Source organism: Marinobacter maritimus, from assembly GCF_007671675.1.
GTDB lineage: Bacteria > Pseudomonadota > Gammaproteobacteria > Pseudomonadales > Oleiphilaceae > Marinobacter > Marinobacter maritimus.
Genome location: NZ_VCGW01000001.1, coordinates 1,515,352 through 1,529,790 on the forward strand (window position 1 = coordinate 1,515,352; position 14,439 = coordinate 1,529,790).

General features: G+C 53.8%; 14 protein-coding genes and 1 tRNA gene. All 15 read right to left on the bottom strand.

The window, feature by feature from the left end; translation table 11 throughout:
• Positions 1-45: 45 nt before the first annotated feature.
• Positions 46-411 carry a preprotein translocase subunit YajC gene (yajC, locus tag FFI90_RS06925; RefSeq protein WP_144777126.1) on the bottom strand — a complete coding sequence of 122 codons (366 nt, stop codon included), beginning with the start codon at positions 409-411 and terminating at the stop codon, positions 46-48.
• Between the two features lie 30 nt (positions 412-441).
• On the bottom strand, positions 442-1,563 hold the full coding sequence (gene tgt, locus FFI90_RS06930) for a tRNA guanosine(34) transglycosylase Tgt (protein WP_144777261.1): 1,122 nt from the start codon (positions 1,561-1,563) through the stop codon (positions 442-444).
• A 14-nt stretch (positions 1,564-1,577) separates the two neighbouring features.
• Positions 1,578-2,642 (bottom strand): tRNA preQ1(34) S-adenosylmethionine ribosyltransferase-isomerase QueA, encoded by a 1,065-nt coding sequence (gene queA / locus FFI90_RS06935; protein WP_144777127.1) that lies wholly within the window; start codon positions 2,640-2,642, stop codon positions 1,578-1,580.
• A 41-nt stretch (positions 2,643-2,683) separates the two neighbouring features.
• A tRNA-Leu gene (locus FFI90_RS06940) sits at positions 2,684-2,770 on the bottom strand.
• A gap of 81 nt (positions 2,771-2,851) precedes the next feature.
• Positions 2,852-4,072 (bottom strand): flagellar hook-associated protein FlgL, encoded by a 1,221-nt coding sequence (gene flgL, locus FFI90_RS06945; protein ID WP_144777128.1) that lies wholly within the window; start codon positions 4,070-4,072, stop codon positions 2,852-2,854.
• A gap of 18 nt (positions 4,073-4,090) precedes the next feature.
• Positions 4,091-6,130, bottom strand: a complete 2,040-nt coding sequence (gene flgK, locus FFI90_RS06950) for a flagellar hook-associated protein FlgK (RefSeq protein WP_144777129.1) — start codon at positions 6,128-6,130, stop codon at positions 4,091-4,093.
• 5 nt (positions 6,131-6,135) lie between these two features.
• Positions 6,136-7,119 carry a flagellar assembly peptidoglycan hydrolase FlgJ gene (flgJ, locus tag FFI90_RS06955; RefSeq protein ID WP_144777262.1) on the bottom strand — a complete coding sequence of 328 codons (984 nt, stop codon included), beginning with the start codon at positions 7,117-7,119 and terminating at the stop codon, positions 6,136-6,138.
• An 8-nt stretch (positions 7,120-7,127) separates the two neighbouring features.
• Positions 7,128-8,225 carry a flagellar basal body P-ring protein FlgI gene (locus tag FFI90_RS06960; protein WP_144777130.1) on the bottom strand — a complete coding sequence of 366 codons (1,098 nt, stop codon included), beginning with the start codon at positions 8,223-8,225 and terminating at the stop codon, positions 7,128-7,130.
• Positions 8,222-8,872, bottom strand: a complete 651-nt coding sequence (gene flgH / locus FFI90_RS06965) for a flagellar basal body L-ring protein FlgH (RefSeq protein WP_425463089.1) — start codon at positions 8,870-8,872, stop codon at positions 8,222-8,224. Before flgH ends, FFI90_RS06960 begins: the two co-directional genes overlap by 4 nt.
• A gap of 112 nt (positions 8,873-8,984) precedes the next feature.
• Positions 8,985-9,773 (bottom strand): flagellar basal-body rod protein FlgG, encoded by a 789-nt coding sequence (flgG, locus tag FFI90_RS06970; protein WP_144777132.1) that lies wholly within the window; start codon positions 9,771-9,773, stop codon positions 8,985-8,987.
• A gap of 80 nt (positions 9,774-9,853) precedes the next feature.
• Positions 9,854-10,606, bottom strand: a complete 753-nt coding sequence (locus FFI90_RS06975; RefSeq protein WP_144777133.1) for a flagellar basal body rod protein FlgF — start codon at positions 10,604-10,606, stop codon at positions 9,854-9,856.
• 75 nt (positions 10,607-10,681) lie between these two features.
• Positions 10,682-12,619 carry a flagellar hook protein FlgE gene (locus tag FFI90_RS06980; protein WP_144777134.1) on the bottom strand — a complete coding sequence of 646 codons (1,938 nt, stop codon included), beginning with the start codon at positions 12,617-12,619 and terminating at the stop codon, positions 10,682-10,684.
• Between the two features lie 26 nt (positions 12,620-12,645).
• Positions 12,646-13,320 (bottom strand): flagellar hook assembly protein FlgD, encoded by a 675-nt coding sequence (locus FFI90_RS06985; RefSeq protein ID WP_144777135.1) that lies wholly within the window; start codon positions 13,318-13,320, stop codon positions 12,646-12,648.
• An 18-nt stretch (positions 13,321-13,338) separates the two neighbouring features.
• Positions 13,339-13,788 carry a flagellar basal body rod protein FlgC gene (flgC, locus tag FFI90_RS06990; protein ID WP_144777136.1) on the bottom strand — a complete coding sequence of 150 codons (450 nt, stop codon included), beginning with the start codon at positions 13,786-13,788 and terminating at the stop codon, positions 13,339-13,341.
• 34 nt (positions 13,789-13,822) lie between these two features.
• The gene (flgB, locus tag FFI90_RS06995) at positions 13,823-14,221 is read right to left on the bottom strand and encodes a flagellar basal body rod protein FlgB (protein WP_144777137.1); all 399 of its coding nucleotides are present in this window, start codon (positions 14,219-14,221) and stop codon (positions 13,823-13,825) included.
• Between the last annotated feature and the right edge of the window lie 218 nt (positions 14,222-14,439).

Below are 14,439 nucleotides of genomic sequence, written 5' to 3' on the forward strand. Positions count from 1 at the left end.
AAGGTTCGGGCCAGCGGGTATCAGAGCCGGCCGGAGAGTCCTTGCTCAGATATCTTTGAGCGTACCTTTAGGCAGTGCGGCAGCAACAGCTACTTTCTGTACCTTCACTTCAACGTTGTCAGCAATTTCAACAACGATGAAATCATCAGTGACTTTCGTGATTTTTCCGGCGATGCCACCGGACGTTACCACTTCGTCACCTTTATTCAGGCCAGACATCAGTGATTTGTGCTCTTTGGCACGCTTGGATTGCGGACGCCAGATGAGGAAGTAGAAAATCAGAATAAAGCCGGCAAAAAAGATAACCTGGCCCATAACACCCATACCACCTCCAGCAGGAGCTGCCTGAGCCATTGCCAGTGTGGGCATCATTGCCATAAGGCTGACCAGAAACAACTTGGCTGATTTCATCAAAACTCTCCGTTGATTAAATAAAATTGGTTACCCATTACCCATGGCCGGCACTGTCTCGCCGCGCAGAGCATAGAAGTGGTTTATAAAGTCCGACAATGTACCTGCTTCAATGGCCCCGCGCAATCCGGCCATAAGGTTCTGATAGTAGCGCAGGTTATGGATTGTATTCAGCTGGGAGCCGAGCATTTCTCCACATTTATCCAGATGATGCAGATAACTTCTCGAAAAATTCTTGCAAGTATAACAGTCGCAACGGTCATCCAGCGGCAAGGTGTCATGACGATGCCGTGCATTGCGGATCTTCACGATACCGGTCGATGTGAACAGGTAACCATTGCGGGCGTTTCGCGTGGGCATGACGCAGTCGAACATATCGACGCCCCGACGCACGGCTTCAACAAGGTCTTCAGGCCGCCCTACGCCCATCAGATAGCGCGGTTTATCGCCGGGCATTTTCGGCGGTAAGTGGTCGAGTATGCGAATCATATCCTCTTTCGGCTCACCAACCGACAGGCCTCCGATGGCGTAACCGTCGAACCCGATATCTGTCAGCCCCTCCAGAGAGCGATCTCTCAGGGACTCGTACATTCCGCCCTGAACAATGCCAAACAGCGCTGCCGGATTGCCTTCGTGAGCATCCTTGCTGCGCTTTGCCCAGCGCAGGGAGAGCTCCATGGATTCCTTTGCCTGTTTCTCAGTTGCAGGGTACGGCGTGCACTCATCAAAAATCATAACGATATCAGAGCCAAGTTCGCGTTGAACCCGAATCGCAATTTCCGGTGACAACTCCACCGGTGAACCATCGACCGGGGAACGAAACGTCACCTTTTCTTCGGTAATCTTGCGCATTTCGCCGAGGCTGAATACCTGAAAACCGCCCGAATCCGTCAGAATCGGTCCCTTCCACTGGGTAAAGTCGTGGAGGTCTCCATGGGCTTTAACCACTTCGGTTCCGGGGCGCAACATCAGATGAAACGTATTGCCGAGTATGATCTCAGCGCCGATTTCATGGATATCCCGGGGCAACATCCCCTTTACCGTCCCATAGGTGCCAACTGGCATAAACGCCGGGGTTTCCACCGTACCCCGCGGAAAGGTCAGTCTGCCGCGTCGGGCAAGGCCATCTTCCCCCAGTTTTTCAAAGGACATGAAACAGGACTGGCTCACGGTGTGTCTCCGATATTGAGGGATAATAGACTGGGCTTCTGTCCGGTTATGAACATGGCATCGCCATAACTGAAAAACCGGTACTTTTCGACAATCCCATCGCGGTAGGCGTGTTTCACATGCTCATAGCCTGCAAATGCGCTGACCAACATGATGAGCGTGGATTCCGGCAAATGAAAGTTAGTGACCAGCGCATCGACGGTCTGAAATCTGTAGCCCGGATAGATAAAGATATCCGTTTCGCCCCGAAAAGGTTTCAGACAGCCGCCACGGCTCGCAGACTCAAGGGATCGCACTGAGGTAGTTCCAACGGCAACCACGCGACCACCACGTGCCCGGGCGCGATTAACAGCCTCTACTGCTTCCTCAGGCACATGCGCTATTTCGCTGTGCATAACATGATCATCTATGCGATCTACGCGCACCGGCTGAAACGTGCCGGCCCCTACGTGCAGGGTAACGAACGTGCTCTCTACTCCCCGCTGTTTGAGAGCCTCCAATACACTTTCATCAAAATGCAGACCGGCTGTTGGTGCGGCAACGGCGCCCGCCTCCTTCGCATAGACCGTCTGGTAGCGCTCACGATCTGTTGATTCGTCAGGCCGGTCAACATAGGGCGGCAAAGGCATGTGTCCAATGCGTTCAAGCGTATCAAGCACCGGCTCATCAGCTTCGCTCTCCAGATGAAACAACGCATCACTCCTACCAGTCATGCGCAGCGCAGTGCCATCTTCAAGAATAACCTTCTGGCCTTCTTTCAGCGCTTTGGAAGCACGAACGTGGGCAACAAGATCATGCTCACCTGTCACCCGCTCTACCAGCACTTCAACCTGGCCACCGGTTTCCTTTTTTCCGAACAGGCGCGCGGGAATAACACGAGTGTTATTGAACACGAGCAGGTCGCCAGGCTGTAGCAAATCGGGAAGGTCTGTAAAAAGACGATGGGCAGTATCGCCGGTAGTGCCTTCAAGGCATAACAGACGGGAAGCGCTGCGCTCCCTGAGAGGGTACCGGGCGATGAGTTCGTCCGGGAGATCAAAGTGAAAATCGGAGACGTTCATGGACCGGGCTATTCAAGACGCCGCACTATGCGACTTTTATATGGTAGCGGCGGGCGGACTCGAACCGCCACACTATTTCTAGCAACGGATTTTGAATCCGTCGTGTCTACCAATTCCACCACGCCGCCAACGAAGAGAGTGGGATTATACTTAGCCTGTTCGTGAAAGCAATACACAGAACCCGCGAGTTTTTACGCAAGCCTATGAATTTATAATCTGTCGAATAGCGACAACTGGGAAACCTGGGCAAACGATTGCTGCGCAGCCTGCAACACAAAGCTCTGAAAGCTGAGATTGCTGATCGCTTCTGCGTAGTCGACATCCTGTAACTGAGAGCGAATCTCGTTGGTATAGACCGAGGAATCTGCGAGAAAACTCTTGGTGGATTCCACCGCGTTCATACGTCCGCCCAGCTCTGTCTGTTTAAGAATGAAGCTCTCCTGGGCGCTATCCAGGTTCACCAGAGATAGCGCGATCAAATCATCATATTCAGCACGACCTTCCGGGGTGCCCTTCTCAATGGAGTCGAGGCCCGCTATCAGGTTCTCGATGGTGCCGAAAACAGATTGTCTTTCGTTGATCTTGAGAGTGAAAGTATCCCCCGCTCCCGGTGTTATATCCGAGATGCTTGCTTCCACCCCAGCAACCACAAATGGTTCGCCGCTTTCATAAACAGACGGGCTCACGGTAAGGGCGTTGCCCTGGCTGTCCTGTGCCTGAATGTCGCCAGCACCGTCTACCGTGACCGTAATATCATCCGGAAAGCTGCCGCTGTAGGCTGCATTGAGGTCGGCCTCATTAACAACCGAAACGCCCGAGATAAAACCACCTGAAACGTCGTTGGTGTATTCACCGGTAGTAGCTGCAGGCACATTCACGAAAATCCCTTTGCCGTTATCGCTGATCGGCACAGTTACACCATCATCAATTTCCAGAACCCGCTGGCCCTCGTCGCCCTGATAAACGTACTGTCCTTCATCATTTTGCTGGAACGCCTGAACCGAGCCCTGAAATCCGCTGAAAATATACTCACCTGATGCGTCGCGGGTGTTCCCGATATTGGCTAGCTGCCCCAGCCTCTCTTTCATTTCAGAAGAAATCGAACGTCGATCATTCGCCGACAACGACCCATTGCCGGCCTGAACCGCCAGTTCACGGATTCGCTGAATTACGTCTATCGCGCTTGTAAGAGCGCTCTCCTCTTGCTTGAGCCGGTTGTCAGCAAGATTAACGTTGCGCTCATAGGTTTCAACCCGCGCCAGTTCCTGATCCAGCTTAAGAATACGGGCCGCCGCGACCGGATCATCGGAAGGCTTGTTCACTCGCTTACCGGTGGATATCTGTTGCTGCGTGCTGTTCAGGTTGCTGTTCAGCTCCTGCAAACGATTGATACCACTCTGGAATACTTGCTGTGATGAAATTCTGATCATGTCACATCACCTCATCTGCTACCGAAAAGTCTGCAACAGTGTGTTAAACAAATCCTGGGCTACCGAAATCACCTGCGCCGAGGCGTTGTAAGCGGCCTGGTACTGAATCAATCTGCCGGCTTCTTCATCAAGGTTTACCCCGGAAACCGACTGCTGCTGAGCAGTTGATTGCTCCAACAACGTTTGACCCGCCTCCAGATCAAACTGACTCTGTCGGGTTTTTACACCTATGTCCTCCACCAGGCCCGCATACCCTTCAGTGAAGTTTTGGCTATTGCCATTCATCGTATTCAGAGTACCCAGAGCGGCCAGCAGCTCAGCATTCCGGTTATCCGATACTCCGTTACTGTTATAGGCAATCTCGAAAGTGTCACCGGTTGCAGGCGTGCCAGTGAGCTTGAACTGGAAGCCCTGATAATCATCGCCGGCCGTCGGGTCGTCACTGAACACCGTATTGATCTTTCCGGGTTCGTAGGGCTGGTTCGCAGAGCCCACGGTCGTGTTCGCCGGCGGTGGTCCGGTTACAGTAAAAGTCATGCCCGTTGGACCGCCCGCCGCAAAAGAAATTGTCAAAGGCCCGTTAGCCAATTCGCCAGCCGTTTGAAAACCCGGCAACAAAGAACTGGTAAACGGGTTGCGCACGTTCAGCATGGTGCCCTGATCAATTTTCCCTGTGCCAACGTTCTGATCACCGGTGGTGGCCCGTATCGGGCTGGCAAATGCCAGATCTTCTTCACGATTGACTTGCAAGCTGATCGATTCTGCAGCATTACGGCTGGGCTGAATCAGGTATTTGTCACCGGCGTTAAAGGTCCCACCCTCTACCCGGATATTGAACCCGGGCATAGTAATTTCAGACTGAACCGGATCTGGCAGGCGGCCCTGATTAACAATGTTTCCGGAGGCCTTGTCGATGAGCTCAAAATTGCGTCCGTCACCACTGAACTGCAGCGTCCAGCTTCCGGCCGGCAACTCACTGCTGTCCGTAATTTCGACAGCCAGCTGACCATCCCTCGGTAATTGATTATCAGCATTGGCCACGACTCGGCTTTTCTGCAGCGCGAGATCATTCACGTCATTAAAGAACAACCCGCCAAGATCGCCTTCCAGGTCCATCCCGATTTCATGTTGATGATTGATGCTGTCAGCAAGAGCAATTGCGATCCGTCCCAACTCATCAAACGCCGGTTTCAGAGCCTCCTCGTCAAACCGCTTCAGCCCTCCGAGTGCGCCGCCAGTAATCTGTTCATCAACTCTGGTTGTACGGCCACCACTGGTAAGTGTGAACTCCAAACGAGTGGGGTCTTCCGAACTTTCCTGCGTGCCGAACTTGGATGCCTGATCTCCAATAACCAGTGACACCCCATTGGAAAGCGACACATTGACCTGGCTGCCCTCTGACTCTGTCACTCGAATGCTGACCAATTCAGAAAGCTGTCGCAGCTTTTCATCCCGCTGGTCCAGTAACTCATTCGGCATTCGGCCCTGGGCTAACCCCGGAGATTCAGAAATGGCCAGGTTCAGTTCAGCAATGCTTTCCAACAGAGTATTGGCGTCTTTTACACCTTGCTGCATTTGAGTTTTGAGTGACTCACGCTGCTGTATAAACTCCTGGCTCAGAGCCTGAAAACGATTAACTACCTGTTCAGCTTCACTCAGCACCAGCTGGCGTTGCGGCAAGGAGGCCGGGTCCTCGGCAGCATTTTGCAGGCTCGCAAAAAAGTTATTCAAAGCGTTGTTCAGCCCGGTGGTTTCTCCGCCCAGCAAGTTATCCAGCCGGTTCAGCTCAGAATTCAGAGCTTGTTGCTCCCCGGTCAGAGTGCTGTCTTCCCGCACCTGCTGCGCAAGGTACTCGTCCGCCAGCCTGCGTATATCCACAACGCTAACGCCGTTCCCAATCGTTCCGGCGCCCGTGCGCTGCCCCGCCTGGGTTTCAAACACCGCTTCCTGCCGGCTATAACCAGGCGTGTTCGCATTGGTAATGTTGTTGCCCGTGGTATTCAGAGCACTCTGGTGACCGAGGATACCGGTCAGGCCAATTCCTATCAGTCCCGCCATAGTGGTTACTCCCCGGCTCCATTACCCATTGAAAGTGTCATCAGCGAATCACGGTTCATAATCTGGTTGATTTTGTTTCCATACTGGGGATCCGTTGCGTAACCGGCTTCCTGCAGTTTCCTGGCAAAAACCTCTGGCTGATCAGCACTGGCAAGTACATCCCGGTACCGGGGATTCGACTCCAGAAACGACACATAATCCCTGAAACTGGACTCGTAATCCGGGTAAGCCCGGAAGTCTGCGCGCTCTTTCATGGGAACACCTTCACGGAATTCCGTAGTGGTGATGGTTACAGCCTCACCCTGCCAACGACTGTCGGCCTTGATACCAAACAGGTTGTAGCTGGGTTGGTTGCTATCACCAAGAATCATATGTTTGCCCCAGCCTGTTTCCAGGGCCGCCTGTGCCACCATCAGTCTGGGGTCAATACCGGTGTCCGCCGAGATACTTTCAGCAATGGGCAGCAACGTATTCACGAAGTGCTCGGGAGAGTCAAACCGCTCCGGCAATGAGCGATCATTGTTCACTGTCGCAGAACTCTCCGTTTCAGCGACTTCCGTAACTTCCTCAACACGCTCGGGCAAGCGGAGTGACAGTGGCGGTATGCTGCGTTCGTAATCGGCCAATGTGGCTTTATGAGACGCCAAGGGTGCACCCTGTTTATCGGTTCCGGGAATATCTTTACCCAGTTGCCGCACCAGAGCTTCAGCCAACCCGGTCCCATGCCCGCCAGCCATAGTTAGACTCATCTGGCTATCAAACATGTCGCGGTAAAATTCCGACTGGGTGCTGTTCAGGTAGTTACCCTCGGAAAAGACATCTCCGGCCTTACGCATGGATTTCAGCATTTCAGACAGAAAGATACTTTCAAACTGGCGCGCAACTTCTTCAAGCGCAGCCTGCTTGTCGTCCCGGGCTCCACTTTTCAGCGCGTTCAGCCCGCTGAAATCTGTATAAACCCTGGCCTGTTGCAGCTGATAGTCCTGCATCATGTCACCTAGATCACAATTAGCTCGGCGCGCAGAGCGCCAGCCTGTTTGAGGGCTTCCAGAACCGCCATAACGTCGCCGGGTGCAGCGCCTACCTGATTCACGGCCTGGACAATTTCATTCAACGTAACCGCCGGCCCGAACTTGAACATGCGAGCAGGATCTTCGGTGATGGCAATCTGGGTATCCTGCTCAATCACGGTGGCTCCACTGGCGAACGGATTGGGCTGCTGTACTTCCGGGTTTTCCTGAATAGTCACAGTAAGGTTTCCGTGGGTCACGGCCGCAGGACTTACCTTAACGTTCTGCCCCACTACGATGGTCCCGGTGCGGCTGTTGATAACAACTTTCGCAGCATCCTCCGCCGGATCCACCTCAAGATTTTCCAGAATGGAAAGAAAGCTGACCCGCTGCGAGGGATCACGGGGGGCACGCACGGAAACCGATGTGGCATCGTGGGCATAAGCCATGTCCGGTCCCAGGTGCTCATTGACGACTTCAACCACGCGGCGCGCAGTTGTGAAGTCCGGGCGCATCAGATGAAAAGTGATCGTATCGCCACGGGTAAAAGGGGAGGCAATTTCGCGCTCAATGGTGGCGCCATTGGGAATCCGGCCCACACTGGGCACGTTCACCGTAATGCGTGAACCGTCCAGTCCTTCGGCACCGAAGCCACCGACCACAAGACTGCCCTGCGCCATAGCATAAACGTTACCGTCGGCACCCTTGAGAGGAGCCATGAGCAGCGTTCCGCCCCGCAGGCTATCTGAATTACCGATCGAAGAAACAGTAATGTCTATTTCCTGACCTGCTTTCGCAAACGGGGGCAGGTTTGCACTTACAGTAACCGCGGCCACGTTCGCGAGGTTCGGATTAACACCATCCGGCAGCGTAATTCCGAACTGGTTCATCATGTTGCGAAACGTCTGATTGGTGAAGGGGGCTTTGTCGCCCGTGCCGTCCAGACCCACTACCAGGCCGTAGCCCACAAGCTGGTTATTACGCACGCCTTTGATCCGCGCCAGATCCTTCAGGCGGTCTGCCATTACGGGCGCGGCTATTACCGCAAACATCAGCGAGAGAACTACGCACCGGCGTATTGTCATAGGGGCCACCACTCGCTGTTGAAGAACCGGGCAAGCCAGCCCATCTGGTTCGCCTGATCGAAATCACCCGTGCCACCGTAGGCGATGCGGGCATCGGCAATACGGCTCGAATCCACGATATTTCCCGGATCAATATCTTGCGGACGAACAAGACCTGTCAGGCGCACATATTCATCGCCGTTGGTCAACGAAAGCCATTTCTCGCCGCGGACTCTTAACACGCCGTTTGGCAAAACCTCTATAACCGTCACCGTAATGCTGCCGGCGAGACTGTTGCTCTGATCAGCTTCAGCTTTACCGCTAAAATCCCGCTCATTCGTTAACGAGGTGGCAATACCAAAATTACTTTTTCCCAGAATAGTGGGCTCTGGCAAGGTGATTTCGTTATCTTTAGTGATGCTGGATTCGGCATTCTTGCTTGCTCTGGTGGATTCGTTAAGCGTAACCGTCAGCACATCACCAATATTCAGAGCCACCGTATCCCCGTAAAAATTATAGTTACGCGAGCTCTGGTAGATGGCTCCGGATTCTGCATCACGCTGCATCATGGCCTGGGCACGTACAGGTGCGTATGCGGGATCGTTTGGCTCAGCTCGTGGCCGGCTCATTGCCGTACAACCCTGCAGCAAGGCCATAAGCAAGACCATAAGCAAGGTTACCTTCCGCCTGCCACACCAGGTTGATCTAGTCGGTTTCATGAACGCACCTCTCTCTTCGTGTATCGCACCTGTCATCTCAAAGTCCCGATACTTCAGAGCATTAGCCAATGTTGTTAGTAATGAACTGGAGCATTTCATCTGTCGTTGAAACAACTTTCGAGTTCATTTCATAAGCACGCTGGGTTGTGATCATGTTGACCAGCTCTTCAACAACTTCCACGTTGGACGATTCCACCATGCCCTGCTCCAGTGATCCCAACCCCGCCAGCCCCGGTTCACCTTCAGCAGGATCACCACTGGAGTTGGTTTCCTTGAACAGGTTGTTGCCAATAGCCTGCAGACCCTGAGGGTTAATGAAGTCAACCAGCGTGATCTGGCCCAGGTTTACGGGTGCTGCCTGATCGTCGGTAATTGCGGACACCGTGCCGTCTTTGCCGATAGTCACGGTTGTGGCGTTCTCAGGCACGTTGATATTGGGCTGCAGAGCGTAACCATCGGGTGTAACCACATCACCGTCTGCGTTCAACTGAAACTGACCATCCCGAGTGTAGGCTGTCTGGCCATCGGGCAATTCAATCTGCAGAAAGCCGCGGCCATCGATCGCCAGATCGAGTGGCTGCTCAGTAATCTGCAAGTTGCCTTGAGTAAACTGCTTTGCCGTCCCGACGACTCGCACACCCGTGCCCAGCTGCAATCCGGAAGGTAGCTCAGAGTTCTGCGTGTTCAGACCGCCAGGCTGCCGGTTGATCTGGTACAACAGGTCCTGGAATACCGCCCGGTCCCGCTTGAAACCCGTGGTATTCACGTTGGCGAGGTTGTTGGAAATGGTGGACATGTTGGTGTCCTGGGCGCTGAGCCCCGTCTTACTAACCCAAAGAGCCGGATGCATGGTCTTTACTCCTTGCCGATGCCTGGCGTGCGGCTAAAATTTGCCGCTTCTGGCCAGACTGGCCTTGTTTTCAACATTTATTAAAGGTTCTGCAACAGACGTGCCGCTGCTTCGGAATTTTCGTTTGCGGTACTCATAACCTTCACCTGCATTTCGTACTGACGCGACAACTGAAGGTTGGAAATCATTTCTTCCACCGCATTCACGTTAGAGCTTTCAAGGAAACCCGAGGCCACACGCAGTGCGGCATCGGCGGGCTCTTCGCCATCAATCGCCTGATCAGCTTTGCGGTGAATAAAGCCATCCAGACCTTTCTCAAGCGCCTCACGCGGGGGATTAACCAGTTTCAAACGATCGACCTCCACCAGCTGATCCGGAGGTCCGCCAACGGGAACGATGGAGACGGTGCCATCAGCACCCACCTGAACATTATCAAAGGGAGGAAGTGCAACCGGGCCGCCATTACCCAGAACCATTTCGCCACTGGCAAGGCGCACCAGACCGTTCACATCAATCTGCAAGCTGCCGGAGCGCGTAAAAACTTCTTCGCCCAGGTTGTTTTGAATTGCCAGCCAGCCCTCGCCTTCTATGGCGACGTCCATTTTTCGACCGGTTTGCATGAGGGCACCGGCTGAAAGATCGGTGCCAGGGCGCTCCGCCATAGCGTAAGCACGGGTGGGATGATGTTCCCCAAACACGGGCATGCTGCGAGCCTGGGCAAAGTCTTTCTTGAAGCCGGTGGTGTTTACGTTGGCCAGGTTGTTGGCATGGGCACGCTGGGAAAGCATATTCTGCTTTGCACCGGACATACCGATAAAAAGTGCTTTGTCCATGGGAAAACTCCTGCCGGAATTTTGACTGTTTCCAGTCTTCCTGCAGGAGTCATGCCACATTCATATCAAAGACGTTTAGCGGAGATTGATGATGGTCTGTGTGACCGCATCGGAGGTTTCAATTGTTTTCGCGTTCGCCTGATAATTGCGCTGGGCAATGATCAGGTTTACCAGTTCAGCAGAAAGATCCACGTTGGACTCTTCAACTGAACTCGCCTTGATACTGCCCAGGGTTCCAGTATCCGGCTTGCCAATAATCGGCTGTCCGGATTCAAAGGTCTCAACCCAACTGGTGTCCCCTACCGGTGACAAACCATTAGTATTGCCGAACGCTGCCAGTGCTACTTGCCCCAGGGCTTTGGACTGACCGTTGGTATAGCGGGCAAAAAGCACGCCTTCGCTGGAGACATCAAGCCCGGAAAGCCGGCCTGTGGTGTAGCCATTCTGGCTCTGATCTTCAACACCGAAAGCCGCACCGTATTGCGTAGTATCCCCAAGACTGACCACAAAAGCAGATGTCGTTGGTGGTTCCGGAATGGGAGTTACCACTGTTGCTCCGGCGGCCGGCGGGCCGTCGGCACCGTTAGGCAAGCCGGCCTTATCCTTCGGAACCCAGTCGGTCACCAGAATTTCACCGTTGGGATCACCATTTACAGACTGCAGCGCGCCATCCTGATCGAACCTTGCAGTAAAGGGCGCGGTATCCGTACCCGCAACCATTTCGCCATCAATCTGCAGATACACAGACCACTCACTGACGCCCACACCGTTCCCGGGGGACGGTTCTTTCACAAAGAACTGAGTCAGTTCGTGAGAGTTACCCAGACTATCGAAGATTGAGGTTGAAGTGGCATGGTTGTAGGTGCGCTGATCCAGCGGATTGAACTCGTTGGTTATACGAATAGGCGACTGAGCATACTCGTCTACAAAATTGGTACCGGAACCCCCTGTCGCCGTAAGGCCCGTGATGGTCCTGTCACCAGTCACGTTCACATCACCTGAAACAGAGCTGGGAGCGCTCATCGATTGCGACGGATCCCCGTTCCCGTAGCTGAACTGGAGGTTCTCGCCCTGGTTATGAATCACCCGCAGTACATCGTTACCGGTTCCGTCATCGACGATGGACGCCGAGATTGCCGTATCGCTTGAGCTGTTAATTGCGTCGCGCAGCTCCTCAAGTGAGTTCACATTGCTGGTATCCAGCTGAAGCGGTGCGCCGTTAACACTGAGACTAAACGCAAAGCTACCCGATGTTTGTGCGGCTGCAATATAAGAACCAGTCAGAGCGGGAGCCGGTGGCACATTCGTGGTATCGGCAATTTGTGCGGTTGTCGTGGCAGAAGCGCTCAGACCGCGCGCATTCGTGATCGCACCCGCAATTTCCCGTGCCGTCGTCAAACCGGTCAAATCGACAGAATAGTCGGGCGTTCCATCGGCGTATGCAACACTGAACTGCTCGCCACTGATGTCTCCGAACGCGAGAGGCCCCACATCGCGCACCCGCGACTCAAGCACCGTCTCACGGGAATCCAGATTCAGATCAGAGCTCAGTTCAGTGGTACGACGCGGCGCCAGATTATCGACAGCAATCTCCAGATCCCCGCGAATACCGGAAAGATTCCCATTACTATCAGCGGTATAGCCCTGGACTCGCATGGACTGGTTATTCACAACAAAACCGTTATCGTCAATAGTGAACTGGCCCGCCCGCGAATAACGGGTTTCACCACCGTTATTCAGAACAAAGAAACCATCACCATTGATCGCCATATCCAGACCGTTGTCGGTAAAGCTGGTGTTACCCTGACTGAACGTCTGCTTTACATCCTGAACGCTGACACCACCGCCAATTGGATTGGACCCGCCGCTCAAAAAGCCACTGGCATAAAGGTCGCCAAACTGTACCTGGCTACCTTTAAATCCGACTGTACTGGCGTTGGCAATATTGTTGCCCGTTACGTCCAGATCCACCGCTGCCGCCCGCAGGCCGCTGAGCCCTATATTAAAAGCCATGATTCACCTCTGGTCTGACACCGGTATTAATTGATTTGTTGAACATCGGACAGCGCAATGGAACCCATGCCCGCCAGATTCAAGGTAACCGACCCGTTCTGCCCTAGTGACACACTGTCTACGTTGGCACTGACAAGAGTCGGAAGTTGCAAGCTACCCTCGGAATATGAAGCCTCAGCCACAATCCGGTATGGGCCTGGCGGCAAGCTATTGCCGTTGCCATCCCTACCATCCCAGCTGAACGCCTTGACTCCCGCAGAACTGCTACCAAGGTCTATCTGTCGAACAAGCTCACCGCTCGCACTCGCGATAGACAGGCGCACACCACCGGTTGATGCCGGAACCTCAATGTTGCCGGATATTTCTCCCTCGGCACCCAGAATACCGACTTCAGACGGGGCCAGAACGGTCTTGCCGACCATCGCCGAAGCTTGCAGTGCCTGCGTAGAACGGAACTGCCCGACCACATCGTCGACGGAAGCAGAAAGACTCTGCATTTCCTCAAGCGAGCTGAACTGTGCCAGCTGGGAGATAAACTCACCGTTGTCCTGAGGTTCCAAAGGATTCTGGTTTTTCAGCTGTGCCAGCATCAATTCCATAAACTCGTTCTTGCCGAGTTCATTGTCAGCGCTGGGACTGGCCTGCTGGGTCCGGTAGGCGCTCAGTGCATCCGTGGCTTCGGTTGCGTTAACTACAGTCATGGTTCAATCCTCGCCCCGTTACTGCTGACCAAGAGTCAGGATGCGCTGCATCATGGATTTGGCCGTGTTCATAATGTCCACGTTCATCTGAAAGCTTCTTGAGGAAGACATCATGTCTGCCATCTCCTCCACAACATTCACATTAGGGTAGAACACGTAGCCGTCTTCATTGGCCGCAGGATGATTGGGTTCGTAGCGCATTTGCAGTTCTGCTTCGCTTTCAACAATGCCCTCAACACGAACACCGGCGCCTGCACCCTCTGAGCCCTGAACACCAAACGCTTGCTGACCGGGGTTCAGCATCGATTGCTGAATCGCTGAAAAAACCGGCTTCCGGGCACGATAGGTTGTGTCAGTACTGGAACTCGCCGTCTCTGCGTTAGCAATGTTTGAAGCTGTCGTATTTAGCCTCAGCGACTGCGCGGTCATGCCGGAACCGGCGATATCAAAAATGTTGCCCAGTGACATGGTGATTCTCCTTCACTATTCGTGGAGCCGAGGATTACTCGCCTTTCAGGGCTTTGGTCAGGCCGGTAAATTTGCTGTTCAGAAACTGAAAACTCGCCTGATAGTCCATCGCGTTACGCATGAACCGGGTCTGCTCTGCCTGGGAATCTACCGTGTTGCCATCAACTGAAGGCTGGTTCGGCACCCGATACAGCAAATCCGAATCGCCGGCACCTGCGGAGGTGTCCATGTGGCCTGAGTGGGTTTTCTCCATGCCGAAACCACTCATGCTGTCCTGGGCTTTCTGCATCATGGCCTGAAAATCCATGTCCCTGGCCTTGAAGCCCGGTGTATCGGCATTGGCCAGATTATTCGCCAGAACTTCAGCTCGCTTTACCCTGGCTTCCAGCGCGTGCTGGTGAATGCCAAGAGCTTTATCAAAAGTGATCGCCATACAACCTCCGAAATCCTGTCACCGGCGGCTTGAAGCCTTGCCGGATTGGTTCTATGGCAGAACTAAAGCAATGCTAATGCCAGATTTGGAAAGCCCTTTGAAATCGGGCGTTCCAGGCAGGTGTTACTGGTGGGGGCGAGATAAGGATGCAGGGGAAGGAGCGGCAAATCCAGGTGAAAGCGGCAAGCTGTTTCCCCCGCTGAAACAACGGGGAAACA